This is a genomic window from Promicromonospora sp. AC04, from assembly GCF_003058225.1.
Classification (GTDB): Bacteria; Actinomycetota; Actinomycetes; order Actinomycetales; family Cellulomonadaceae; genus Promicromonospora.
The window spans coordinates 193740-218454 of sequence record NZ_QBUG01000001.1 but is presented as its reverse complement, the minus strand read 5'-3'; the positions used below and the strand labels follow the sequence as shown (position 1 = coordinate 218454).

Below are 24715 nucleotides of genomic sequence, written 5' to 3'. Positions count from 1 at the left end.
CGAAGGTGACCTGAGCGTCGGCATGTGGCGTCAGCTCCGCGGGACCACCCGAGGCGGCTTGCCCGTGGGACTCGGCGGCCTGCCTTGCTCGTCCGCGGCATCCCCTGCCGCATCCTGCGCGATCTGGAGACGCTCCTGGAGCTCGGCGACGGTGAGCTGCCCGTCGCCCGGGTGCGCGAGCGCTTCGCGCGTGCTCCGCAGCCGGTGTCCGGCGGCGAGGTCGACGGTCGTCGCCGCCCACCGCACGTCCTCGACGTGGGCGGGCTCGTCCGGCGGCTGCACGATGTCCGCGATCAGCAGCAGCCCGACCGCGGACGCCGTCCCGCAGCAGTCCGGTCCCTGGTTGGAGATGAGGTTGCTCAGGCCGTAGGCCACCCACATCCCGTCGCCCTCCGGGCCGCCGCGCAGGCGCTCGACCGGCTGCGGGACGTGGGCGTGATGACCGATCACCAGGTCCACCTGCCGGGAGCGAGCCAGAGCCCGTGTGGTGTCCCGCTGGTGCGGGGTGGGCTCGGTGACGTACTCGACGCCGTCGTGCAGGCTGACCACCACGAGGTCCGCGCCCGCGGCCCGGGCCGCCTTGGCCTGCCGGACGATGCGCTTGGTGTCGATGAGATCCACCGACCAGTCGCCGCGGGGCGGGCTGAACCCGTTCAGCCCGTACGCCGCCGCCAGGTGGGCGATCGTGACGATCCGGCCGCTCCGGCGCAGCTCGTAGTACTGGGCGCCGAGCGACTCGTGCTGGTCGCGCGCGGTACCGACATGGCCCATCCCGGCGCGGTCGAGCGCATCGAGGGTCGCTGCGACACCGTCGTACCCGGCATCGGCCGCGTGGTTCGACGCCGTCGAGCAGCCGTCCCAGCCCTGCTCGCCCAGGTCGCGGACCAGCTCCTTGGGCGCGCGGAACACGGGGTAGCCCGACGGCAGCGTGCCCGGCGGCGCGACCGGCACCTCCAGGTGGCACAGGGCCAGGTCCGCGCCTGCGACCCAGGGATCGATACCCGCCAGCAGCGGCGAGTAGTCGATGCCGGACGGTCCGGTCGCGGAGTCGTTGAGCGGGTCGTGGGGCAGGACGTCGCCCGCGGCGAGCAGGGTGAGCTCGGCGTCCTGCTCGAGCGGGTCCGGGGCGATGTCGACGGGCGGTGCCGCCGACGTCCCCGGCGAGGAGGCGGTGCTCGTGGGGGTCGTCGCCGTGGCCGGGCGGGGGTTCAGCGTGCAGCCCGCGGCAGCGGTGACGAGGGCGCAGGTCAGTGCCGTGGACGCGAGGAGCCGCGGGACGCGGACGGTGGTCACTTGCGGATGTTATGGCAGGCCGACCGGCGGGGCGACCTGGCGGTACGCGCCGGCCGGTCCGGGTGCGGGTGAACCGCAGCTAGGCTTGAGCAATGGTCAACGATGCACCGTCACCGTGGAACATCGCGAATTTCGTGACGATGATCCGCATCGCCATGGTCCCGTTCTTCGCCTGGGCACTTCTCGCCGAGGGCGGTGACGACACCACGTGGCGACTGGTGGCCACGGCGATCTTCGTGGTCGCGGCGGTGTCGGACAAGGTGGACGGCTACCTCGCCCGGTCACGCGGTCTCATCACCGACCTTGGCAAGCTGCTCGACCCGATCGCGGACAAGCTGCTCGTGGGCACGGCCCTGATCCTGCTCTGGATCCCGCTCGGTGAGCTGCCGTGGTGGATCCCGGTGGTGATCCTCGTGCGTGAGCTCGGCATCACGTTCATGCGCATGGGCATGCTCAAGTACGAGGTGATGCCGGCGTCGCGGGGCGGCAAGCTCAAGACGGTGCTGCAGTCCGTGGCGATCTCGATGTTCCTGCTGCCGCGTGACGGCTTCGAGTGGTTCACGGTGATCGCCTGGGTAGTGCTCATGGCGGCGTTCGTGCTGACGGTCGTGACGGGCGTCGAGTACGTGTACCAGGGCTGGAAGATCCGCCAGGTTGCGCGGAGCAAGGCGTCCACCCCGTGACGGCCTCCCGGCTGCTGGCCGCGGCGGCCGCCCGGGGGTGGACCCTCGGGGTGGCGGAGTCGCTCACCGGTGGGCTCGTCACGGCCTCGCTCGTGTCGGTCCCCGGCGCGTCGAGGGTGGTGCGCGGCGGCGTCGTCGCCTATGCCACGGATCTGAAGGCCGGGCTGCTCGGTGTGGACGCGGACCTGCTCGCCGAGCGAGGGGCCGTCGACGAGGCCGTCGCCGCCCAGATGGCGGCGGGCGTGCGTGTGGCGACGGGCGCCGACGTCGGCCTCGCCACGACCGGTGTCGCAGGACCAGAACCTCAGGATGGTCAAGCCCCGGGTGTGGTGTTCGTCGCAGTGAGTACCCCGGTAGCGTCCGAGGTGCACCGCCTGGACCTCGACGGAGACCGGTCCCAGGTGATCGGTGACGCCGCTCGCGGGGTGCTCGAGCTGGCATTGCTGCTCGTCAGCGAGCCGTCGGGTGAAAATCACGACTCCGACCCCACCATGTTTCCTGAAGTTACAGACAAGTGAAACTTCTTGGCTTAATCTTGCACAGGGCTTGACGTAGGCGCACTTCGGGAACAAGGCTCATATCAGCAACGTTGGTCCCGGTGTGATCACGAACAGGCCGACCACCCGGAGCCGGCGTAAGAACTCTTCGAGTGCGGGGTACGGTAGAACGAACTCCGCTCACGGGGGACGCACCACACGCAAGGCACGTCCGGTCCAGGCAGGGCAGGGCGTGAGTTCAGGGACAGGCACTGAGAGGGGGCGCGAGATGGTCGTACTACGGCGAGAAATCGGAGACGTGCTGCGTGACACGCGGCAGCGTCAGGGGCGCACCCTGCGCGAGGTGTCCTCGGCGGCGCGAGTGTCGCTGGGCTACCTCAGCGAGGTGGAGCGTGGACAGAAGGAGGCGTCGTCCGAGCTTCTCGGTTCCATCTGCGAGGCGCTCGACGTGCCGCTGTCCTTGGTGCTGCGTGAGGTGAGCGACCGCGTGGCGGTGGCCGAAGGATTCCAGATCCCTGACACGATCCCGGCGGACTTCGTGGCCGGGCTGCTGGCCAGGGGAGGCGACCGGACCGCAGCGCGGCGGGAGGTCGAGCAGTCGGACCTGGCACCGGTCGGCTGAGCCGACAGGCACGAAGTACTGCAGCAAGACAGCACCAGGGCGGGACCAGAACCGGAAGATCGGTTCTGGTCCCGCCCTGGTGCTGCCCCGTTTACCTCAGGTCGGCCTACCTCGGGTCGGGTGCCTGGCAGGACGGGCACCAGAACACGGGGCGCTCGTACGGCTTCTCGTTCGCCGAGCCGACGCTGATCGGGGTGCCGCACCGGTGGCAGGGCCGGCCGGCCCTGCCGTGCGCGTGCATCTCGACGGCGCCCAGGCCGCGGGCGCGCCCGACGGTGACGCTGCGCTCCATGAGCCTGCGGGCGGTGCGGAGCAGGTCGTCGCGTTCCCCCCGGGACAGCGAGCCGGCCGGCTCCCACGGCCACAGGCGTCGCGCGAACAGCGACTCGGCCATCCAGATGGTGCCGATGCCCGCGACCGTGCGCTGGTCCAGCAGGGCGGCGCACAGCGGCCGCTCGGGCTCCCGGACGAGGCGCGCGGCGGCGTCGGCCAGACCTGTGGTGGGGAAGTCGTCGCCGAGCACGTCCGGGCCCAGGCCGTTGAGGATGCGGTGCTCGTCGTGCGTGCGCAGCAGGTCGAGCATCCCGAGGTGCCATCCGGTGGCCGTCCAGGCGTCCGTCGCGAGCACGGCGCGGATGGCCGGGTGCCTGGCCGACGCGTCGCGGGAGCCCGTACGGTGGACCTTCCAGAGACCTTCCATGCGCAGGTGCGTGTGCAGGGTGCGGCCGTCGTCGAGCCGGGTGAGCAGATGCTTGCCGTACGCGCTGGTCTCCAGCACCGTGGCGCCGGTCAGGTTCGCGGCCCCGGCGCTGGGCCAGCGCAGCTCCGCACGTACGAGTGGCAGGCCGCGCAGCGCTGCGGTGAGGCGCTCGGCGGTGAGGCGCAGGACATCCCCCTCGGGCACGAATGCTCCCCTCGTCGTGAGGCTACAGCGTAGTGCGCGCCCCGCCCTGGATTGTCGCGCAACCGGCATATCACCCACCCGACACGGCCCGGTCCGGCTTGCGCCCGGACGGGCCGTCCGTGCCCTATCAGGGATTGCCCGCAGAAAGATCAGGGAACGATCAGGGGTAGAATTGGTGACTTGCGCGCGTTCGGTCCACGATCCTTGACACATGAACGTTGTTGCCAATGACCTGGGGAGATACACCGACGTGCCCGCCACTTCAGTAGTCCCGCGCAGTGCGCGGACAGCGAGCTGGTTCGGTGCGACCGCCGCGCTGACGATAGTCGCCGCACACTTTATCGGGGCGGCCGTCGACCCGGTGCTCGATCCGATCAGCTGGTACGCCTTCACGCCCGGCGGCGGTGAGCTCATCCTGGCAGGCGGCGTGACGCTGGCCGTGCTCGGGCTGATCCTCACGGCCCGGATGTACCGCTCCGGGCTGGCGGTCGGTCCGATTCCCGCGGCCGCCATGATCGTCTTCGCCATCGCGATGGTGCTCGTCGGCGCGTTCCCCACCGACCCGCCGGGTAGTCCGGCGACGTTCTCCGCGACGGTCCACCGGTACAGCGCGGCAACGGCGTTCTGCGTGCTCCCGGCCGTCGGCCTGAGCCTGCAGCGTTCGATCCGCCAACCGCGGACCGGGCGACCGCGAGGGCTGCGGACGTTCGCGTGGGTCCTGGGCGTCCTGGTCGCGGTCTTTCTCGTGGTGCACCTGTCGCTGGTCTCCGTCGGCTCCGGGATCGTGGCGTTCGGCCTCATCGAGCGGGTGGGGTTCGCCGTCATGATCGGGTACCTGATCCTGCTCGCCCTCACCATCGATGCCGAGGCGCCCAGGCACGAGGCCGTCGAGGTGGCCGAACCTGCCCTCCTGCTCAGCGGGTCGAGATCCGCAGACCTCGCGGCGTGATCGCGAAGCCCGCCTCGACGAGCGCCCGCGCCACCGGATGATGCCGTGCCGCCTCGAGCGCGGGCACCCCGTCGACCCGCTGAACCACCAGCCGCCCGAGCCGGCCCTCGCGGACGGTCCGGGCGAGCGCAGCGGCGGCGGACGCGAGCCGTGCCGGGCTCTGCGTGAACGACAGCACCGTGCGGCCACCCCGCTCCACGAACAGGGCGAGGTCGCCGTGGGTGAGGACCACGACCGCCCCGGCCTTGCGGCCGGGCCGGTGGGCCGTGACGGGTCTGGCGTCGGGCGTGCCGTCCGACGCCGGTCCGCCGCCCTGTGCCGTGCTCGCGGTGCCGAGCTCGGGGGTGCCGGGTGCGTTGCCCGGTCTGCCGTCCGGCGCAGGGCCCGCAGGCCAGGCGAGGGCCGCGCCGTAGGGGTTGGCGGGATCCATCGCGGCGAGCACGACGGCGCCGCCCGTGCTGCCCGCGCCGGTGGCGGTCGCCACGGCCGCCGTCCGCTCCGCGACCTCCAGCTCCGCCTCGACGATCCGCGTGCGGTCCTGCGCGTCGACCCGCAGCCGGTCCACGGCGCCGGGCAGGGCGAACTGCGAGCCGCCCAGGTGCTCCACGAAGTACCCGCGGCGCACCGCGCCGCGTTCCTCCAGGCCGGACAGCACGCGGTACACGTCGCGGTAGCCGGCCCCGACGCCCTCGGCCGCGGCGGCGGACCTGGTGAGCACACCGTGGCGTTCGAGCAGCACCTGCGTCAGGGCGTGAGCGCGCAGCGTCGGGTCGGCCTCGCGCATCGGCAGGGCGGCCCAGCGGCCCCCGCCGCCCGTGGTCGAGGTACCCGCCCGGAGGGCCGAGGCGGGGCGCCCCGGCGACACGGCGAACCGGGACCGCCGCACCGGCCGGGCCCGCGCGGCGGTGCGGGGCGCACGGTGGGCCCCGGCGCCGCTGACCCGCTCGCGGAGCGCGCCCAGCCCGTCGTTGGTGACCTGGCCGGCCCAGACGAGGTCCCACAGCACCTCGAGCACCGCGTCCGGCTCGGCGGTGGTGAGCTCGGCGACCCGCGGCAGGAAGAAGCCGCCCGACCCGGTAAGCAGGTCCAGCACCGCGCGGTGGAGGTCTGAGTCGAGCGGGCTCTCCTCCTCGACCGGTTCGAGCGGGGCGAGGGTGAGGGGGGCGCCGTCGGCCAGGTGGAGCGAGACCAGCCCGTCCCCGCCGCCCGACCCGGGCAGGCGGGAGTGCCCCGCCCACAGCACCTCGCCCGTGACCGTCAGCTCGTCGAGCAGGGCGGGGGAGTAGTCGGCCACCCGGGCGGGCAGCACCAGGGTCTCCAGGGCCGACGCCGGGACCGCAGCGCCCGCGAGCTGCTCGATCGCCTGCACCAGCCCGTCCGCACCCCGCAACAGCCCCGTGGACACGTTCTGCCAGCGGGGTAGGAAGGCGCCGAGGGCCTCCTGCTCCACGGGCTCCACCTCGGCCCGCAGGACCGCCAGCGACCGTCGCCGCAGCAGGCGCAGCACCCCGGGGTCGCACCATTCGTCGCCGGTGCCGCCGAGCGCTCCGGGGCGCAGCCGCCCGCGGGCGAGCGCGCCGTCCGCCTCGAGGCGGGCCAGCCCGTGCGCGACGATCGCGACGCCCAGCCCGAAGCGCTGGGCCGGCGCCGCCGCGCCGAACGGCCCGTGCGTGCGGGCGTGGCGGCGCAGCAGGTCGCCGAGCGGGTCCGGAACGGGCTCGGTGAACGTCTCCGGGATGCCGACGGGCAGCGCCACGCCGAGCGCGTCACGCAGCCGGCCGGCGTCCTCGGCGACCGCCCACTGCTCCACGTCGGCGAACCGGACACGGATGACGCGGCGGGTCGCCTCCAGGTCGTCGAGCCAGTGCGCGACGGCGTGGCGGGCCTCTTCGCGGGTGCGCGCCTCCAGGGCGTCGAGCGGGTGCGGTCCCGTGCGCCGCAGGAGGTCCCACAGGCCCTCGGCGTCGCGGGCCTGCCGGTCCGGTGCGAGTCCGGCGAGCTCAGCCTCCGTGCGCTCCACCGCGCCCGGGTCCAGGAGGTCCGCCAGGTCGGCGGAACCCTGCTCGCCGAGCAGCTCGGCGAGCAGCTCCGGGTCGAGCGACAGGGCGGCCGCGCGGCGCTCGGCAAGCGGCGCGTCGCCGTCGTACAGGAACTGGGCCGTGTAGCCGAACAGGAGCGACTGCGCGAACGGCGAGGGCGTCGGTGTCGTGACCTCCACGACCCGGACGCCGCCCTGTCCGATCTCGCGCATGAGGTCGGACAGGGCTGCGACGTCGAAGTCGTCCTGCAGGCACTCGCGGGCCGCCTCCAGCACTATCGGGAAGTCCGGGAACTGGCTGGCCACCTCCAGGAGCTGGGCCGACCGCTGGCGCTGCTGCCACAGGGGCTGCCGCTTGTCCGGCCGGCGCCGGGGCAGCAGCAGGGCGCGCGCGGCCGCCTCACGGAACCGCGCGGCGAACATGACCGAGGACCCCAGCTCGTCGCGAACGGCAGCGAGCACCTCGTCCGGGTCCAGCAGCAGGTCCTCGAGCGTGACCCTGCCCGGGACGTGCTGCGGGTGCGCCTCGCCGTCGAGCGCCCCGAAGCCTGTCTGGGTGTCGGTCCCGTCGAGGGTCGTGGCGCCCGGTGCGCTGCCGTCCGCGCCCGCGTCCCACGGGTCGCCGTCCCAGCCGCCGCCCGAGTCGGGCAGCCGCAGCACGATCCCGTCGTCCGAGTGCATGGCGGCCACGTCCAGGCCGAAGCGCGCCCGCAGCCGCGCGGAGATCACCAGGGCCCACGGCGCGTGCACGCGCGCCCCGAGCGGCGAGTGGATCACCACGCGCCAGTCGCCCAGCTCGTCACGGAACCGCTCGACCACGACCGTCCGGTCGTCGGGCACGCGGCCCGTGCCCAGCCGCTGCTCGGTGAGGTAGGCGGCGAGGTTGTCCGCGGCCCAGTCGTCGAGCCCGGCATCGCGCAGGTGCTTGCGCCCGGCGTCGACGTCGGCGGCCAGGGCGGCGTCGGCCTCGCGGACGAACGCGCCCACCGCGCGCCCGAGCTCGGCCGGGCGGCCGGGGGCGTCACCCTTCCAGAAAGGGAGGCGACCGGGCAGGCCGGGCGCCGGGGTGACCAGCACCCGGTCGGTGGTGATCTCCTCGATACGCCACGTGCTCGACCCCAGCGTGAACGTGTCGCCCACCCGGGACTCGTAGACCATCTCCTCGTCGAGCTCGCCCACGCGCTTGCCGCCACGGTTGCGGTTGGCGCTGCCGGACCCGCCCGTCACGCTGTCGGTGAGCGTGCCGCCGTCGGGCGCCTCCGTGGCGAGGAAGACGCCGTAGGCGCCCTTGTCCGGGATGGTGCCGCCGCTCGTGGCGGCCAGCCGGAGCGCGCCGGGCCGGCCGTGCAGCATGCCCGTGGCGCGATCCCAGGTGATGCGGGCGCGCAGCTCGGCGAAGTCCTCGCTGGGGTAGCGGCCCGCGAGCATGTCGAGCACTGCGCGCCACGTGGCGTCGCCGAGGTGCGCGAACGGCGCGGCGCGGCGGACGAGGGCGAGCAGCTCGGCCTCGTTCCAGTCGTCGACGGCGAGCGTCGCCACCACCTGCTGCGCCAGGACGTCCAGCGGGTTGGCCGGGACGTGCAGGTGCTCGATGTCGCCCGTGCGCATGCGCTGCGCGATGACGGTCGCCGGCACGAGGTCGCCCCGGTACATCGGGAAGACCACGCCCTTGGACACCGCACCCACCTGGTGCCCCGCGCGGCCGATGCGCTGCAGCCCGCTCGCGACCGACGGTGGTGCCCCGACCTGCACCACGAGGTCCACCGCGCCCATGTCGATGCCGAGCTCCAGGGAGGACGTCGCGACAACGGCGGGCAGCCGGCCCTCCTTGAGCTCCGTCTCGGTGCGGGTGCGCTCCGCGCGGCTCATCGACCCGTGGTGGGCGCGCGCCAGGACGATCTCGCCCTGGCCCGGCACCGCCTCGGGCATGCCGCGTTCGCCCGGCACGGGCCGGGGGATGCCGGCGCTGGTGCCTGACTGGCCGGGCACCAGCGCGGCCCAGGTGCTGGCCGGGTCGGCGACGTCGAGCCCCTGCCGCTGCGCCCACACCTCGTTCATGCGGGCGGTCAGCCGCTCGGCGCCGCGCCGGTTGTTGGTGAAGACGATGGTGGAGGTGTGGTCGGCCACGAGGTCGACAACGCGCTCCTCGACGTGCGGCCAGACCGAGGCCTTGCGCAGCGGCCGCGTGGCCTCGCCCGAGAGGTCGATCTCGTCGTCGCCGGTGCCCGGGCCTCCGCCACCCGCGGGGCCGGCGTCGCCGCCCGGCCCGGGCGCGGTGGCGCCGGACGGGTCGAGGTCGGGTGCGCTGCCGAGGTCCGCGAGGTCGGGGACGGGCACGACGACGTCGATGGCCCACTCCTTGTGCGACGGCGGCTGCACGACCTCGACCTCGCGTGCCGAGGAGTCGTCCCGCCCGCCGCCGAGGAACCGCGCGACGGCCTCGACCGGGCGCACGGTGGCGGACAGGCCGATCCGCTGTGCGGGCCGGTCGAGCAGGGCGTCGAGGCGCTCCAGGCTCAGGGCGAGGTGGGCGCCACGTTTGGTGCCGGCGACGGCGTGGATCTCGTCGAGCACAACGGTCTCGACGCCCGCGAGCCCGGCGCGGGCCGACGAGGTGAGGATGAGGAAGAGGGACTCCGGCGTGGTGACCAGGATGTCCGGCGGGCGGGTGGCGAACGAGCGCCGCTCGCTGGCGGGCGTGTCACCCGTGCGCATGCCGACCGTGACGTCGGGGACCTCGATGCCGTCCCGGGCCGCGGCCTGCCTGATGCCTGTCAGCGGGGAGCGCAGGTTGCGCTGGACATCCGCGGCCAGGGCCTTGAGCGGCGACACGTACAGCACGCGGCAGCGGCGCGCTCGCTCCTCGGGCACGGGAACCGACATGATCCGGTCGATCGACCAGAGGAACGCCGCGAGCGTCTTGCCCGACCCGGTCGGCGCGACCACCAGCGCGTGCTGGTCGCGCGCGACGGCGTCCCACGCGCCCGCCTGGGCGGCGGTGGGCTGGGCGAACGCGCCGGTGAACCACGTGCGGGTGGCGGGTCCGAACCGGGAGAGCGGGTCGACGGGCGTGGGCATGGACCCATTCTGTCTCCGACCACTGACACGAGCCGGGGCGCGCTCGGCGCCCTTGTGCGGACACGTAGGGTTGACGAGTGCGCGAACGGGATTTCTGGCAGCTGATCGACGAGGTCTTCGGGCCCGCCTACGGGCGCGTTCTCGCGCGCGAGCAGGTGCTGCCCACGCTCGACGGCCGCACCCCGGCGGTCGCCCTGGACGACGGCGACGAGCCGCGCGACGTGTGGCACGCGCTGTGCGACGCGCTGGACGTGCCCGACGCCGAGCGGTGGGGCAAGGACAAGTACCGGCAGGCTCCGCCGCCGCGCCGCTGAGCCCAGCGGGCCCAGCGAGATGTCCGGCGACACACCGGTGTGTCGTGGCTTGTCTCGAACAGGCGTTCGGCTAGACTTTGACCACAGGCACGGATTTCGGAACGTCGTCCACAGGCGGCGGCCGGAGCAGGCGTTCGTGTCAGTGGCTCCGCGTACGGTCGGCACGACGTACAGAGCCATCCACGCCGGCGCACAGAGCGCCCCGAGAACGAAGGTGTTGCACATGCCCGCACCAGCAGATCGCGACAAGGCCCTCGAAGCGGCCCTCGCTCAGATCGACCGCAGCTTCGGCAAGGGCTCGGTCATGCGCCTCGGCGACGAGATCCGCGCGCCCATCGAGGTGATCCCGACCGGTTCGATCGCTCTCGACGTGGCGCTCGGTATCGGCGGCCTGCCCCGTGGCCGCGTCATCGAGGTGTACGGCCCGGAGTCCTCGGGCAAGACGACCATCGCGCTGCACGCGGTGGCCAGCGCGCAGCGCCAGGGTGGCATCGCGGCATTCATCGACGCCGAGCACGCGCTGGACCCGGACTACGCCAAGAAGCTCGGCGTCGACACCGACGCCCTCCTGGTCTCACAGCCGGACACCGGCGAGCAGGCGCTGGAGATCACGGACATGCTGATCCGCTCCGGCGCGCTCGACATCATCGTGATCGACTCCGTCGCCGCACTGACACCCAAGGCCGAGATCGAGGGCGAGATGGGTGACAGCCACGTGGGCCTGCAGGCTCGCCTCATGTCGCAGGCCCTGCGCAAGATCACGGGCGCGCTCAGCTCGTCCGGGACCACCGCCATCTTCATCAACCAGCTGCGCGAGAAGATCGGCGTGTTCTTCGGCTCGCCCGAGACCACCACCGGTGGCAAGGCGCTGAAGTTCTACGCGTCGATCCGCCTCGACATCCGCCGCATCGAGACCCTCAAGGAGGGTACGGACGCCGTCGGCAACCGCACCCGGGTGAAGGTCGTCAAGAACAAGATGGCTCCGCCGTTCAAGCAGGCGGAGTTCGACATCCTGTACGGCCACGGCATCTCCCGCGAGGGTGGGCTCATCGACATGGGCGTGGAGCACGGTTTCGTGCGCAAGTCCGGCTCGTGGTTCACCTACGAGGGCGACCAGCTCGGCCAGGGCAAGGAGAACGCGCGGGCCTTCCTGCGTGACAACCCCGACCTGGCCAACGACATCGAGAAGCGCGTCAAGGAGAAGCTGGGCGTGGGACCGAAGGTCGACGCGCCGGCGGACGCGGTCGCGGAGGTCCCTGCTGCTGCGGCTACCGAGACCGCGCCGGCCGCGGGCACCGTCGCGGCGGCGAGCTCGTCCTCCCGGACGACCACCACGGCGAAGGCCACCAGGTCGACGACCACGCGCTCGAAGGCCACCAAGCCGGCGGTGTCGAAGACCGCTGCCAAGGCGGAGGCGGCCGCCGAGAAGGCGCCGTTCTGACGTGCAGTACGGTGATCCAGCGGATGGTCCCGGCGTGGGGAAGCGTCGGGGCCATCCGGCCGCCCGAAAGGGCGGCTTCGGGCGTCGGGACAGCGCCGAACAAGCACCCCGGCGAACCGTCGCGGAGCGCATGGAGGCCGGCGAGATCAGCCGGGACGACGCCGTCGAGAAGGCCCGCGAGGTAGTCCTCCGTATCCTGACGGCCGCGCAGCGGTCCCGCCGCGAGCTCGAGCAGTCGCTGGCCCGCAAGGGGTACCCGGAGGACGTCGTCGTGCAGGTGCTCGACCGATTCGACGAGGTGGGCCTGGTGGACGACGCGACCTACGCGGAGACCATCGTCCGCACCCGGCACGCCGAGCGGGGGCTCGCTCGCCGCGGTATCGCCGCGGAGCTGCGCCGGCGGGGCATCGACGAGGACACGGCCACCGATGCGCTGGACCAGCTCGACCCCGACGACGAGCGGGTAGCGGGCGCGAAGCTGGCCACCAAGCTGATCACGCGCACGCGCAGCCTCGACCGGCAGGTGCGGGTACGCCGCGCCGTCGGCTCGCTCGCCCGGAAGGGCTACGCGCCCGGGCTGGCGTTCGAGCTCGTCCGCGACGCGCTCGCCGCGGAGGGCGAGGAGACGGACGATCTGATGGGTGTCGACATCGACTGAGCCGCCGCGCACCCCGGATCGGGGCGAAAACGCGCCGCACTCGGACACCCGCGTCACGCCAGAGCCACGTCACTCCAGAGCCACGTCACTCCAGAGCCGCGTCACGCCAGAGCCGCGTCACGCCAGAGCCGCGTCACGCCAGAGCCGCGTCACGCCAGAGCCGCGTCACGCCAGAGGCGCTCCAGCACAAGTGCTGGAGCGCCTCTGGCGCAGCTGTCGGCGGTAGCCCGTCAGACGCCGCCGCCGCCACCCGCTCCCGGACCCGGGCCGCCACCGACGAACCCGCCGACCGCGGTCGGGTTGCCGATGCCGGTGCCCTCGACCGTTTCCCCCGCCGTGCGGCTGGACAGCAGCCTTGCGAGCCGGTGCGCCGCGACGGTGAGCAACCAGTTGATCAGGATGAACACGATCGCCACGACGACCAGCGCCTGCAGCGGGTTCTGCTCCTTGGCCGAGAGGATCTGGGCCGACCGGAGCAGCTCGGAGTACAGGATGAACTGGCCGAGCGCCGAGTCCTTGAGGACCACCACGAGCTGAGACACCATCGCAGGGAGCATGGCGACCAGAGCCTGCGGAAGCTGGACCGAGCGGAGCGTCTGCCCGGGAGTCAGACCAATCGCCAGCCCTGCCTCGCCCTGCCCCTTCGGCAGGTTCCCGACCCCGGCCCGGACCAGCTCCGCGATGACGGAGCCGTTGTACAGGACGAGGGCCACCACCACCGCGGCGAACGGCCGGTCGGCGATCCACTGCGCCTGCGCCGAGAAGAACATGTAGAAGAAGATCATCATGAGCAGCACGGGCACCGCGCGGAAGAACTCCACGACCACGCCGGAGATCCACCGGACCGCACGGTTGCGCGACAGGCGTCCGACGCCGAAGACGATGCCGAACACGACTGCGCCCACCGTGGCGAACATCGCCGAGCGGAGCGTGTTCTGCAGGCCCGGCAGGTAGTAGAACTGCCAGGCCTCGGCGGAGACGGCGTTCTGCCAGAGCGACGGCTCGAACTGGCCCTTGGCGGCCAGGACCGAGACCAACCAGCCCAGTCCGGCGAGCACCGCGAGGGCGGCGACGACGTTGCCGACGGCGGACACGGCCCGGCCGCGGGGGCCCGGGGCGTCGAAGAGGACGGACGCGCTCATCGCTTCACCGCCAGTCGCTGGGACAGCCAGGTGGTGCCCACGCCGATCGGGATCACCAGGATCACGTAGCCGATGGCAAAGGTCAGGAAGATCGCGACCATGAGGTCGGGTCGGAACTCGATCATGGTCCTCATCAGCGACGACGTCTCCGTGGCGACCGAGGCCGCGGCGGCAACGGTCGAGTTCTTCAGCAGCGCGATGAGCGTGTTGCCGAGCGGCGCGATGGCCCCGCGGAACGCCTGCGGGAAGATCACCAGGCGTGCCGCCGGCAGGAACGAGAGGCCGATGGCACGCGCGGCCTCGGCCTGTCCCACCGGCACCGTGTTCACGCCGGACCGGATGGCCTCGCAGACGAACGCGGCGTGATAGACCGACAGGCCGATCACCGCGAACCAGAAGAACGTGGTCTCGAGATCGTCCGACAGCTTGAGCCCGAGCTGCGAGAACACCACCAGGTACATGAACGTGAGGATGATCGTCAGCGGCGTGTTCCGGAAGACGGTCACGTAGGCGGTGCCGGCCCACTGGAGCGATGGGATCGGGGAGATGCGCATCAGCGCGAGCACGGAGCCGAGGAGCAGGGACAGGATTGCGGCCCAGAACGTGAGCTGGATATTGACCCAGAACGCGCCAAGGACGTCGTACCGGGCGAAGAGCTCGGCGAACCCGGCGAGGAAGTCGTCCACGGTCACCTTTCAGGAGGGATGGTCAAGGGCGTAGCGGCACGGGCCGACGACGCCGGACGTGCCCGACGCCGGACCGGCAGCCGCACGGAGAGGCGGGCGGTCCGGCGTCGGGCCCGGTGATCAGAAGGTCAGCAGGTCACTCGCAGGCGTCGACCGTCGGCGGGTTCAGGTCGGCGTCCGGCGTGTAGCCGGTGCCCTCGGTGTTCGTGGTCACCAGCTCCTCCCAGGTGCCGTCCTCGATCATCTTGGTGATCGCGGCGTTGACCTCCTCGCAGGTCTCCGTGCTGCCGTCGGGCAGACCCACGCCGTAGCGCTCCTCGGAGAAGGGCGCGCCGACGACCTTGAACTTGCCGGCGTTCTCCTCGGTGGCGGCCAGGCCGGCCAGGATGATGTCGTCAGTGGTGACGGCGTCGACCGCGCCCGAGGCGAGGGCGGTGGCGCACTCGGCGTAGCCGCCGCGCTCCACGAGCTGCACGCCCTCGGCGTAGTCCGTCTTGATGTTCTCTGCCGAGGTCGACCCGGTGACCGAGCAGAGGTTCTTGCCCTCGAGGGTCTCCGGGCCGGTGATGTCGGTGTTGTCGGCCGCGACGAGCAGGTCCTGGCCGGCGACGAAGTACGGGCCGGCGAAGTCGATGAGCTCCTTGCGCTCGTCGTTGATCGAGTAGGTGGCGAAGATCATGTCGACGTCGCCGTTCTGCAGCGCCGTCTCGCGGTTGGCCGAGATGGTCTCGACGAACTCGATCTGGTCCTCGGAGTAGCCGAGCTCGTTCGCGACGTAGCGGGCGACGTCGGTGTCGAAGCCCGTGAACGTGTCGCCGTCCTGCAGGCCCAGGCCCGGCTGGTCGTACTTGATGCCGATGCGGATGGTGTCGCCGCCCGCGGTGGCGGTGTCTTCGCCCGCCGGCTCGCCGCCGACCTCGGCGCCGCCACATGCGGAAAGTGCCAGAGTGGAGGCCGCCGCCATTGCCAGCAGCCCCATGGTGTGCTTGCGCATGATTCCCCTTCGGTAGTGCGGGATCCGGTACGGAACCCTTGGCTGGGATCAGTCAGTGAAAGTTCAGTGGGTGAGGATCTTGGAGAGGAAGTCGCGGGCCCGGTCGCTCTTGGGCGCGGTGAAGAACTCCTCCGGCGGAGCCTCCTCGACGATCTGGCCGTCCGCCATGAAGACCACGCGGTGCGCGGCCTTGCGGGCGAAGCCCATCTCGTGGGTGACGACGATCATGGTCATGCCCTCCTCGGCGAGTGCGACCATGACGTCGAGCACCTCGTTGATCATCTCGGGGTCGAGGGCGGACGTCGGCTCGTCGAAGAGCATGACCTTGGGGTGCATCGCCAGGGCGCGCGCGATCGCCACACGCTGCTGCTGCCCGCCCGACAGCTGGGCGGGCATCTTGCGCGCCTGGTTGCCCACGCCCACCCGCTCCAGGAGGGTCATGGCCTCGGCCTCGGCGGCCTTCTTGGACAGACCGCGCACCTTGCGCGGCCCGAGCGTCACGTTGTCGATGACGGTCTTGTGCGCGAAGAGGTTGAACGACTGGAAGACCATGCCGACCTCTGCGCGCAGCTGCGCCAGGGCCTTGCCCTCCTCGGGCAAGGTCTGGCCGTCGATGGCGATGGAGCCGTCGTCGATGGTCTCCAGGCGGTTGATCGCCCGGCACAGCGTCGACTTGCCGGAGCCCGACGGGCCGATCACGACCAGCACCTCGCCCTTGCGGACGGTGAGGTCGATGTCCTGCAAGACGTGCAGTGCACCGAAGTGCTTGTTCACGTGCTCCAGCTCTACGAGGGGCGCCCCGAGGACGCGGTCCGACGTCGGAGCGTCCGCGGTGTCGTCGGCCGCCGGTTGGCCGGTGGTCGAGGTGCTCTGGTCCATTCCTTGAACCTAACGATCCGATGTTTCAACGGCCAAGTCGACCGGTCATCCCAGCACAACGTTTCGGTAACAGATGCCCGCTATGGGCGTGAACCGCATTGTTCGGCGCGAGCCCACGGGGTCGTAAGATCGACGGGATGTCCACGACCGCCCTCCCCCCAGCCCCGCTCGACGCCGCCGCGACCGACACCGCCGTCCGCGACCACGCGCCCGAGCTGCCGCCGCGCACCTACCTGGTGCGCACCCTCGGCTGCCAGATGAACGTGCACGACTCGGAGCACATGGCCGGCATGCTCGAACAGGCCGGCTACACCCGCGCGTCCAGCCAGGACGAGGCCGCGAACGCCGCCGACGTCGTCGTGATCAACACGTGCGCCGTGCGCGAGAACGCCGCCAACAAGCTGTACGGGAACCTCGGCCAGCTCGCGGGCATCAAGGCCACGCGCCCGGGCATGCAGATCGCCGTCGGCGGGTGCCTGGCCCAGAAGGACCGCGGCGACATCGTCGCGAAGGCGCCGTGGGTCGACGTCGTCTTCGGCACGCACAACCTGGACGCCCTGCCGGTGCTGCTGGAGCGCGCCCGGCACAACGAGGCGGCACAGGTCGAGATCGCGGAGTCGCTGCAGGTCTTCCCGTCCACGCTGCCGACCAGGCGCGAGTCCGTCTACGCCGGCTGGGTCAGCATCTCGGTGGGCTGCAACAACACCTGCACCTTCTGCATAGTGCCGCACCTGCGCGGCAAGGAGCGCGACCGCCGGCCGGGGGAGATCCTCGCCGAGGTCGAGGCGCTCGTGGCCGCCGGGGCCATCGAGGTGACGCTGCTGGGGCAGAACGTGAACAGCTACGGCGTCGAGTTCGGCGACCGCGGGGCGTTCGCCAAGCTGCTGCGTGCCTGCGGCCGGATCGAGGGCCTGGAGCGCGTCCGGTTCACGTCCCCGCACCCGGCCGCGTTCACCGACGACGTCATCGCCGCCATGGCCGAGACGCCGAACGTGATGCCGCAGCTGCACATGCCGCTCCAGTCCGGCTCCGACCGGATCCTGCGCGCGATGCGCCGCTCGTACCGCTCGGAGAAGTTCCTCGGCATCCTCGACCGCGTCCGCGCCGCCATGCCCGACGCCTCGATCACCACCGACATCATCGTCGGCTTCCCGGGCGAGACCGAGGAGGACTTCCTCGAGACCATGCGCGTGGTCGAGGCGTCCCGGTTCAGCTCGGCGTTCAGCTTCCAGTACTCGCCGCGCCCCGGCACGCCGGCCGCGACGATGGACGACCAGCTGCCCAAGGAGGTCGTGCAGGAGCGGTTCGAGCGCCTGCTCGCCCTGCAGGAGCGCATCGGCGGCGAAGAGGCGGGGCGGCAGGTCGGGCGCACGCTCGAGGTCCTCGTCGCTGAGGGCTCCGGCCGGAAGGACGGTGCCAGGCACCGCCTGTCGGGGCGCGCCGCGGACAACCGCCTGGTGCACTTCGCGCTGCCCGACGGCGCCCCGGCCGGCTCGGGCACGCACCTCGCCGACACCGACCTCACGCAGGCGCCGACCAGCCTCGACGACCCGCGCCTGTCCGACGTCGTGCCCGCGGGCGTACCGCGTCCCGGCGACATGGTGACCGTGACCGTGACGAAGGCCGCCCCGCACCACCTGATCGCCGACCCCGCAGCGGCCGGACCGCTGACGGTGCGCCGCACGCGCTCGGGCGACGCCTGGGCGGCCCGTGAGAAGGCGCGCCTGGGCGGGGGAGAGGACGAGCACTCGCACGGCACGCCCGCGCCGTCGGGCCCGGTCTCGCTGGGCCTGCCGACCCTGCGCCGCTGACGCCCGCGTTCCTGGACCGCCGAGGCCACGTTCCTGCGCCGCTGACGCCGCAGCGCGGCGCCGCTGACGCCGCGGCGCCGGCGCCGCGCCGCGGGAGCCGGCGCCGCGAGGTCAGCCGTCCTGCGAGCCCTGCTCCAGGTGGCGGGCCCTGGCCCGCTGCGCGAGTGCGACCGGCAGGCAGCACGCACCGGCGACGACGCACAGGATCACGAAGACCCACGGGAAACCGTCGCCCGCGTTGAACCCGCGATAGTTGTTCTGGTAGTTCCCCGCCTGGGCGACCCACCACGCGAACCAGGTGAGCCCGGCTCCGGCCCACATCACCACGGCGAAGAACACCCACATCACCGCGAGGCGGCGCGCCTTGGCGGGGTCGCCTCCGTCGGACCAGCGGTCCTTGGACGGTGCGGTCACGCGAGTGCCTTGGCCAGGACCGCGAACGTGGGGTCCGCCTCGACCGGGACGGGCTTGGGGAGGCGTTCCACCGGGCCGCTGGAGATCTCCCAGGCCTTGTCCTCGCCGATCCGGACGGCTGCGGCGCGGTCGCCGGCCGGTGCTCCGGCCTGCGCGATGACCTTGATGCTCCCCGCGAACGGCAGGGTCGTGATGTCCTTGAAGGTGGCGCGGACGTAGCGCGAGGCGACGTCGATCAGACGGTCGTTGGCGGGCACGGGCAGCGCCTGCCAGATGCCGTACGGCTTGGGCTCGATCAGGGCGGCGCCGTCGGGCGACTTGACCAGGAGCGCGACGTGGTTGGTCTCGCCGGACACGCCGGCGGCCTCGATCCACTCGGTGGCGCGGTTCAGGACCGCGGCCAGCGCGAGGACGGGGCCCTGCGGGGTGAGCACCCCGGCGTCGTCGACGGTGGCCATCTTCCGCACGATCAGCGAGCTGAGGCCCGCACCGAGGAGCGGTGAGCCCTCGGGGACCTCGGGCAGGCGCAGCGACTCCCGCGTCTTCTTGGCCGAGGCGTCGTCGCCCAGCGACAACAGGCTGAGGAGCTCGAAGCCGGTCAGCTCGATCGCCTGGTCCGCACGGCGGCCGGGGCCTCCTGTGGTGTCCTGCTCAGTCATCGGTTCCTCCTCGTCGGGCCGGACGGCCGCAATTCTTTCAGGTCAAGGCCGGTGCTCGTGGACCGGGGGTTCGTCACCACGGTAAGAGGTCCGCCGCACCGTCGATGAGGTCGCCGCCCGCGTCGAGGACGTCGCCCGCCAGCTCGCCCGCGCCGTCGGCGATGTCCCCGGCCGTGTCCCCGACCCAGCCTGCGGCGTCGGACGCTGCGTTCCAGGCGCCCTCGGTGATGTTGCCGTCCACGAGGAGGTCGGTGACGGCCCAGGCCGCGCCCGCACCCAGGATCGCCCAGCCGACGGGGTTGGAGACCAGGCCGGCCGCGACGAGCAGACCGCCGACGCCGAGCCCGGCGCTGATGGCGCCGTCGCCCGCCATCCAGTAGTCACCCGAGCCGATGCCCTGGCCCAGCTGGAACGCACCGAACGCGACCGACCCCCAGGCGAAGGCCTTGCCCGCGGTGCCGATGGCTCCGCCCCAGCCACCCGGGAGGGCGTCGGCGACACCCCAGATGCCTTGGCCCCAGCGCGCCCCGAGCTCGATGCCGTTGTGGAGCAGACCACCGACGGTGGCCGCCCAGTTGGCGCCTCCGACGACGTCAAGGACCGTCTGGGCCCAGTTCCCGTCGTCGCCGCCCCCGGACGTGGGGGCGGTGCCGGAAGCCGAGGCACCGGCAAAGGCACCGGCGCCGCTGCCGGCCGCACCGCCGCCCGCGTAGTCGTTGCTCGTCTGCTCCTGGGCGTCCGCGTTGCGCTCGACCGCGGTCTTCGCCTCGGCGAGACCGGTCGCGGCCACGCGGATCGACGGCGCGTGATCGCCGTCCCACTCCTCGCGGAACTGGTCGCCGCCGGGCCCCAGCCACGCCACGCTCGACAGCACGGACGTGACCTCGCTGATGGTGTTGTCGAGCGACTGCGATGCCGCGTCGAGCTCCCGTGCGAGGGCGCGCAGCTGTTCGAGGTCGGCACCCCACATCTCACCCATTGGTTCTCCTACCCGCTCGTCCGGCCGTCAACTGGTCAGAACCGTACCTGGCCTGCGACAACAGAACGACAAAGGGGAATGGGGAGAGGTCCCCATCGGGTTCGTACGGCGATGCTACTTCTCGTCCGACGACGGCTCGTCCGCTGACGGCTCGTCGGGCGGCGGCGCCAGCGACGCGACAGTGGAGAAGAACTGGCTGGCCGTGACCAGCCCGCACGACACGGTCTGGGCGAGCTGGTCCTCGGTGGCACCGTGCTCGAAGTCCACCGACACCTCGGCGTACAGGGCGAGCCCCGCGCCTTCCTCACGCGTGTAGACCTTGGGCCAGATGCGCTCGCGGTTCCAGTCGTTCGCGGCCTGCAGCACCGCCAGGCGCGCGCCGGCCGGCAGTGCACCGGCCCAGCGGCCGCGCACCTGCAGGATCTCGTCGTGCTCGCCGAGCAGCAGGAACCAGAACCGGTTGCCGTCCCAGGTTCCGGTGACGTCGCCGTCGTCGTCGATACGGAACCGGTAGCCGCGACGGGAGAGGTCGTCGCCGACGCGCTGCGTGCTCAGCGGCCGCGGCTTCTCGACCTGAACGTTCGCGAGCGTGCGGGTCTGCGTGCCGGACGTGCGCCGCGCGGCCGGCGGCCGCGGGTTGAGCAGTCGGGCGAGCCAGCGGCCGGCGCCGCCCCCGCTCCGCGGCGGGCTCATGGCGCGGACCTCAGCGGGTCGGGGAACGTCTGGTCGAGATGCTCGAAGAACATGGACCCGGTGGTCAGCCCGCACTGCAGCAGCTGGTCCAGCTGGTCCTCCGTGACGCCGTGCTCCAGGTCGACCGTGACCTCGGTGTAGACGAGCACTGCCCCGTTGTCGCGCACGCGGACGTACGTCTTGGGCCAGATGCGCTCGGCGTTCCACTCGTTGCAGAGCTCGAGGATCTCCTCGAGCCGCTCGATCGTGAGGTCCCGGTGCCACTGCCCGCGCACCTGCAGCACCTCGGAGCTCTCGCCGACCATGAGGAAGTAGAACAGCCAGCCGTGCCACAGCCCGCCGACGTCGCCCTCGGAGTCCACGAAGTAGCTGAACCCGTTCTCGCCCAGCCACTCGACGACACGGTCGCGAGTCAGCGGTTCAGGAATGGAGGATGGATCGTCGAGACCGCCCGTGAGCTCCCGGAGCAGCACCCCTTCGACCTGTGCCCGCAGCTCGTCGTCGTCGAGTTCCCTGGGCTCGGGCTGTTGCGGGCTGGTGGCCGCACGGTCGCCGTCGCCCGCCGTGTTCCGGCGTCGTGACCCGAAGAACCTCACCAGCCCACAGTACCCGCCAGACCCGTTCTCCCGCTGCGCCCTTCGGGCGGAAAGCGGGTGGAATCGTCCAGGAACCGCCTGCGGCCGCGCCTGGTGCTACTTTCACGATCGTGCGCGCCGTGATCCTGCCTGCGACCCCGCTGCTCGTGCCGGGCCTCGTCCCGGGCCTGGGGGCCGACCCGCTCGCGCGCGTCCGCGGCGCAGTGGCGGCCGCCCTGGCGGGGCTCACCGCCGGCGGCCGGGTACCGCTGGTCCTGGCGCACGGCACCGCGCACCGGCGGGGCCGGATGCGCCCGTCGCTGGCGGGTTCCGGCATCGGTGACCGCTGGCTGCCCGACGCCGGGGCGGGCGGACCCTGGGCGGACAGCGAGCTCCCGGCCGCGGGCACCGGCGCCTCCGTGGCGCTGCTGGCGCTCGCGGACGTGCTCGGCACACGAGCCGCGGACGTCGAGACGCTGGAGGTCCCGCCGGGCGGGGCCGAGCCGGATGCCGGGTCCGTCGACCTGCTGCGTCAAGCCGACTGCCTGGTGGTCGCAGGCGGGGGAGCACCAGGCGGGCTGGACAGCGGCCCCGACGCACTGACGGACGGTATCCGGGCCGTGCTGCGCGCCGCGGGGGCCGACGCCTGGGCCGCGGAGGTCCAGGCCTTCGGCCAGTCGCACGAGCACCTGCCGCCGGAGTACCGGGTGACCGTCCTGTCGTAAGGCTCTTCCGGGGCCGGCCCGGCGTCCGCCGACGCATCGGCCCGCGCATCGGCGTCGGCCCGTAAAGTGGCCGCGTGATCGTCGTCGCCGTCGTGGGGCCCACCGCCACCGGGAAGTCGGACCTCGCGCTCGACCTGGCCCAGGCGCTGGGCGCCACTCCCGTGGCCCCCGCCACCACCGTCGACGCCGAGATCGTCAACGCCGACGCCTACCAGCTCTACCGCGGCATGGACGTCGGCACGGCCAAGGTGCCCCCGGCCGAGCGGCGCGGGATCGTGCACCACCAGCTCGACGTGCTGGACCCGGCGCAGGACGCGTCGGTGGCCCGGTACCAGGAGGCGGCGCGCGCCGACCTGGACGCGATCGCCGGGCGCGGCGCGCGCGCCGTCGTCGTCGGCGGGTCGGGGCTGTACGTCCGGGCGCTACTGGACCAGATGGACTTTCCCGGGACGGACCCGGCCGTCCGGGAACGGCTCGAGGCGCGGGCCGAGGCCGAGGGCCGGCGCGCCCTGCACGCCGAGCTGGCGCGGCTGGACCCGCAGGCCGCCGACAGCATCGGCCCGCACAACACGCGCCGCATCGTGCGCGCGCTGGAGGTCATCGAGATCACCGGCCGCCCGTACACGGCCAACCTGCCGCGCCAGGAGTACGTGCGCCCCGCGGTGCAGATCGGGCTGGACTGCTCCCGCGAGGTGCTGGACCAGCGGGTCGCCGGCCGCGTGGACCGGATGTGGGACGGCGGCCTCGTCGAGGAGGTGCGCGCCCTCGCGAGCCCCGAGCAGGGCGGCACCGGATCCGGCCTGGGCGTGACCGCTGCCCGCGCCGTCGGCTACGCGGAGGTGCTCGCCTGGTGGCGCGGCGAGTACACGGAGCCGGAGGCCAGGGAGGCGATCACCGCGAACACACGGCGCCTGGCCCGCAAGCAGATGGGCTGGTTCGGGCGCGACCCGCGCGTGCACTGGCTCGACGCCGCCTCGCCGCACCTGCTCGACGACGCGCTCGCGATCGTGGCCGCCGCCGACGCCGGGACGCTGCCGGTTGCCGGGACCGAGCCGGTGCGCCGTAGCCTGGGATCATGACGCAGCCCGCGACCAGCCCTGTGCCCTCCGTCCCGACGCCCGGCACCCTCGCCTTCACCAAGGGGCACGGCACGCAGAACGACTTCGTGCTGATCGCGGACCCCGAGGGGCTGCTCGACCTCGGCCCGGACGACGTGCGCCGGCTCGCCGACCGCCGCGCCGGGATCGGCGGCGACGGCGTCATCCGGCTCGCGCCGACCGCGGCCCTCGCCCGCGCGGGCGAGAAGGCCGCCCAGGAGGCCCTGGCACAGGACCCGACGGCCGAGTGGTTCATGGACTACCACAACGCCGACGGCTCGGTCGCCGAGATGTGCGGCAACGGCGTCCGCGTCTTCGCGGCGTTCGCGGAGCAGGAGGGGCTCGCCGACCTGTCCGCCGGCCCGCTCAGCCTCGGCACGCGCGCCGGCGTCAAGCGCGTGACCAAGGAGGCGAACGGCTGGTACGCCGTCGACATGGGCCGCTGGTTCCTGCCCGGCGGCGAGGCCGCGGCCGCCGACGGGTACGACGCCGGGGTGGCCGTCCGCGGCTGGACCGCGCCCCGCCCGGCCCTGAGCGTCGACCTCGGCAACCCGCACACCGTGGTCGCCCTCGCGAGCGTCGACGAGCTCGAGTCGCTGGAGCTCTTCCACGCCCCCGAGGTCGCGCCCCCGCCGCCGCACGGCACCAACGTCGAGCTCGTGGTGCCGCTCGGCGAGGAGGAGGGGCCCGACGGCGTCGTCGGCCGCCTGCGTATGCGGGTGCACGAGCGCGGCGTGGGCGAGACGCCGTCGTGCGGCACTGGCGCCTGCGCCGCGGCGCTCGCGGTACGCACCTGGCAGGGCGGGTCGTCCGGCGACGGCGCCCCCGACACGTGGATCGTCGAGGTGCCGGGCGGCGAGGTGCGGGTTCGCGTCCTGCCGGGCGGCAACGTCGAGCTCGCGGGACCCGCGGAGCTGGTCTACTCCGGCCAGGTCGCCCTCTAGCCACCGCTGGACGGGTCAGCCCGCGACCCGCAGGACGCGGAACCCCTTGGACGACGCCTCCCGGTCCACCTGAAGGCCCAGGGCGTCGGTGATCCAGCGCGCGAGCGAGTCGGAGCCCAGGTTCTTCTGCACCACCAGCCACGCGTCCGCGCCGTCCGCCAGCCGGGGCAGCCAGCGCGTCAGGAGGTCGTGCAGGGCCTGCTTGCCCACGCGGATCGGCGGGTTGGACCAGCACGCGTCGAACTCGAGGCCGTCGGGCACGTCGTCGGGCAGGGCCGCGCGGACGTTGGCCAGGCCGAGCCGCTCGGCATTGCGGCGCACCAGGTCGAGGGCGCGCTCGTTGACGTCGACCGCCCACACCGTGGCGTGCGGCGCCTCCAGCGCCAGGCGGATCGTGATCGGCCCCCAGCCGCACCCCAGGTCGAGCAGGTTGCCCGACGGCGGAGGCGCCGGCGCCCGGTCCAGCAGCACCGCCGTGCCCTTGTCGACCCCGCCGGGCGAGAAGACACCGGATGCGACCTCGACCTCCAGCTCGCGACCGGCGAGGTTGACGATACGAGTGCGGCGCTCGTCGTCCGAGGCAGGCTGGGCGGTGAAGTAGTGGTCGGTGGACACGCGCACGATCCTAGGCGCTTGCCGC

General features: G+C 72.7%; 24 protein-coding genes. 11 read left to right on the top strand and 13 right to left on the bottom strand.

The window, feature by feature from the left end; all coding sequences use genetic code 11:
* Positions 1 to 30 precede the first annotated feature (30 nt).
* A complete protein-coding gene (locus C8K30_RS00900) occupies positions 31 to 1293 on the bottom strand; it encodes a CapA family protein (protein WP_108491018.1) in 1263 nt (420 codons plus the stop codon).
* A gap of 92 nt (positions 1294 to 1385) precedes the next feature.
* Between C8K30_RS00900 and pgsA the strand changes: the two genes are divergently transcribed.
* The 3 genes from pgsA to C8K30_RS00885 all read left to right on the top strand — a co-directional run bounded on the left by pgsA (position 1386) and on the right by C8K30_RS00885 (position 3095).
* Positions 1386 to 1976 carry a CDP-diacylglycerol--glycerol-3-phosphate 3-phosphatidyltransferase gene (gene pgsA, locus C8K30_RS00895; protein WP_108491017.1) on the top strand — a complete coding sequence of 197 codons (591 nt, stop codon included), beginning with the start codon at positions 1386 to 1388 and terminating at the stop codon, positions 1974 to 1976.
* Entirely contained in the window at positions 1973 to 2494 is a 522-nt protein-coding gene (locus tag C8K30_RS00890; RefSeq protein ID WP_108491016.1) for a CinA family protein, read from the top strand. Before pgsA ends, C8K30_RS00890 begins: the two co-directional genes overlap by 4 nt.
* 247 nt (positions 2495 to 2741) lie before the next feature.
* A complete protein-coding gene (locus C8K30_RS00885) occupies positions 2742 to 3095 on the top strand; it encodes a helix-turn-helix domain-containing protein (protein ID WP_108491015.1) in 354 nt (117 codons plus the stop codon).
* 106 nt (positions 3096 to 3201) lie between these two features.
* Here C8K30_RS00885 and C8K30_RS00880 read toward each other — a convergent pair whose 3' ends face one another.
* Positions 3202 to 3999 (bottom strand): DNA-formamidopyrimidine glycosylase family protein, encoded by a 798-nt coding sequence (locus tag C8K30_RS00880; protein ID WP_108491014.1) that lies wholly within the window; start codon positions 3997 to 3999, stop codon positions 3202 to 3204.
* A gap of 211 nt (positions 4000 to 4210) precedes the next feature.
* Between C8K30_RS00880 and C8K30_RS00875 the strand changes: the two genes are divergently transcribed.
* Positions 4211 to 4948, top strand: coding sequence for a DUF998 domain-containing protein (locus C8K30_RS00875; RefSeq protein ID WP_108491013.1), 738 nt, complete (start codon positions 4211 to 4213; stop codon positions 4946 to 4948).
* Here C8K30_RS00875 and C8K30_RS00870 read toward each other — a convergent pair.
* Entirely contained in the window at positions 4914 to 10064 is a 5151-nt protein-coding gene (locus C8K30_RS00870) for a DEAD/DEAH box helicase (RefSeq protein WP_108491012.1), read from the bottom strand. The two genes, C8K30_RS00875 and C8K30_RS00870, sit on opposite strands and share 35 nt — an antisense overlap.
* 77 nt (positions 10065 to 10141) lie before the next feature.
* Between C8K30_RS00870 and C8K30_RS00865 the strand changes: the two genes are divergently transcribed.
* From C8K30_RS00865 to C8K30_RS00855, 3 genes are all read left to right on the top strand, one after another.
* Positions 10142 to 10378, top strand: a complete 237-nt coding sequence (locus tag C8K30_RS00865; RefSeq protein ID WP_108491011.1) for a DUF3046 domain-containing protein — start codon at positions 10142 to 10144, stop codon at positions 10376 to 10378.
* A 223-nt stretch (positions 10379 to 10601) separates the two neighbouring features.
* A complete protein-coding gene (gene recA, locus C8K30_RS00860) occupies positions 10602 to 11819 on the top strand; it encodes a recombinase RecA (protein WP_108491010.1) in 1218 nt (405 codons plus the stop codon).
* Between the two features lie 34 nt (positions 11820 to 11853).
* A complete protein-coding gene (locus tag C8K30_RS00855) occupies positions 11854 to 12477 on the top strand; it encodes a regulatory protein RecX (protein WP_108491009.1) in 624 nt (207 codons plus the stop codon).
* A 230-nt stretch (positions 12478 to 12707) separates the two neighbouring features.
* Here the strand turns inward: C8K30_RS00855 and C8K30_RS00850 are convergent, their stop codons facing one another.
* The 4 genes from C8K30_RS00850 to C8K30_RS00835 all read right to left on the bottom strand — a co-directional run bounded on the left by C8K30_RS00850 (position 12708) and on the right by C8K30_RS00835 (position 16178).
* The gene (locus tag C8K30_RS00850) at positions 12708 to 13619 is read right to left on the bottom strand and encodes an amino acid ABC transporter permease (protein ID WP_108491008.1); all 912 of its coding nucleotides are present in this window, start codon (positions 13617 to 13619) and stop codon (positions 12708 to 12710) included.
* Positions 13616 to 14305 carry an amino acid ABC transporter permease gene (locus tag C8K30_RS00845; RefSeq protein WP_108491836.1) on the bottom strand — a complete coding sequence of 230 codons (690 nt, stop codon included), beginning with the start codon at positions 14303 to 14305 and terminating at the stop codon, positions 13616 to 13618. The genes C8K30_RS00850 and C8K30_RS00845 overlap by 4 nt, the downstream gene beginning before the upstream one ends.
* Before the next feature lie 136 nt (positions 14306 to 14441).
* Positions 14442 to 15299, bottom strand: a complete 858-nt coding sequence (locus C8K30_RS00840; RefSeq protein ID WP_108491007.1) for a glutamate ABC transporter substrate-binding protein — start codon at positions 15297 to 15299, stop codon at positions 14442 to 14444.
* A gap of 63 nt (positions 15300 to 15362) precedes the next feature.
* The gene (locus C8K30_RS00835) at positions 15363 to 16178 is read right to left on the bottom strand and encodes an amino acid ABC transporter ATP-binding protein (protein WP_233256900.1); all 816 of its coding nucleotides are present in this window, start codon (positions 16176 to 16178) and stop codon (positions 15363 to 15365) included.
* Between the two features lie 137 nt (positions 16179 to 16315).
* On the opposite strand from C8K30_RS00835, the gene miaB reads away from it, so the two are divergent.
* The gene (miaB, locus tag C8K30_RS00830; protein ID WP_108491006.1) at positions 16316 to 17989 is read left to right on the top strand and encodes a tRNA (N6-isopentenyl adenosine(37)-C2)-methylthiotransferase MiaB; all 1674 of its coding nucleotides are present in this window, start codon (positions 16316 to 16318) and stop codon (positions 17987 to 17989) included.
* 111 nt (positions 17990 to 18100) lie between these two features.
* On the opposite strand, the gene C8K30_RS00825 is transcribed toward miaB, so the two are convergent.
* The 5 genes from C8K30_RS00825 to C8K30_RS00805 form a co-directional block, all read right to left on the bottom strand.
* Entirely contained in the window at positions 18101 to 18403 is a 303-nt protein-coding gene (locus tag C8K30_RS00825; protein WP_108491005.1) for a hypothetical protein, read from the bottom strand.
* Complete coding sequence (locus C8K30_RS00820; RefSeq protein WP_108491004.1) at positions 18400 to 19062, bottom strand: hypothetical protein; 663 nt, start codon at positions 19060 to 19062, stop codon at positions 18400 to 18402. The genes C8K30_RS00825 and C8K30_RS00820 overlap by 4 nt, the downstream gene beginning before the upstream one ends.
* Before the next feature lie 73 nt (positions 19063 to 19135).
* Positions 19136 to 20041, bottom strand: a complete 906-nt coding sequence (locus C8K30_RS00815; RefSeq protein ID WP_108491003.1) for a WXG100 family type VII secretion target — start codon at positions 20039 to 20041, stop codon at positions 19136 to 19138.
* Positions 20042 to 20155: 114 nt separating this feature from the next.
* Positions 20156 to 20734 carry a YbjN domain-containing protein gene (locus C8K30_RS00810; RefSeq protein WP_108491002.1) on the bottom strand — a complete coding sequence of 193 codons (579 nt, stop codon included), beginning with the start codon at positions 20732 to 20734 and terminating at the stop codon, positions 20156 to 20158.
* Positions 20731 to 21330 (bottom strand): YbjN domain-containing protein, encoded by a 600-nt coding sequence (locus C8K30_RS00805; protein WP_233256899.1) that lies wholly within the window; start codon positions 21328 to 21330, stop codon positions 20731 to 20733. Before C8K30_RS00805 ends, C8K30_RS00810 begins: the two co-directional genes overlap by 4 nt.
* Before the next feature lie 110 nt (positions 21331 to 21440).
* Between C8K30_RS00805 and C8K30_RS00800 the strand changes: the two genes are divergently transcribed.
* The 3 genes from C8K30_RS00800 to dapF all read left to right on the top strand — a co-directional run bounded on the left by C8K30_RS00800 (position 21441) and on the right by dapF (position 24075).
* Positions 21441 to 22034 carry a hypothetical protein gene (locus C8K30_RS00800; RefSeq protein WP_108491001.1) on the top strand — a complete coding sequence of 198 codons (594 nt, stop codon included), beginning with the start codon at positions 21441 to 21443 and terminating at the stop codon, positions 22032 to 22034.
* 74 nt (positions 22035 to 22108) lie between these two features.
* Positions 22109 to 23113, top strand: a complete 1005-nt coding sequence (gene miaA, locus C8K30_RS00795; protein WP_108491000.1) for a tRNA (adenosine(37)-N6)-dimethylallyltransferase MiaA — start codon at positions 22109 to 22111, stop codon at positions 23111 to 23113.
* The gene (dapF, locus tag C8K30_RS00790) at positions 23110 to 24075 is read left to right on the top strand and encodes a diaminopimelate epimerase (protein ID WP_108490999.1); all 966 of its coding nucleotides are present in this window, start codon (positions 23110 to 23112) and stop codon (positions 24073 to 24075) included. The genes miaA and dapF overlap by 4 nt, the downstream gene beginning before the upstream one ends.
* A 15-nt stretch (positions 24076 to 24090) precedes the next feature.
* Here the strand turns inward: dapF and C8K30_RS00785 are convergent, their stop codons facing one another.
* Entirely contained in the window at positions 24091 to 24690 is a 600-nt protein-coding gene (locus C8K30_RS00785) for a class I SAM-dependent methyltransferase (RefSeq protein WP_108490998.1), read from the bottom strand.
* Positions 24691 to 24715 lie beyond the last annotated feature (25 nt).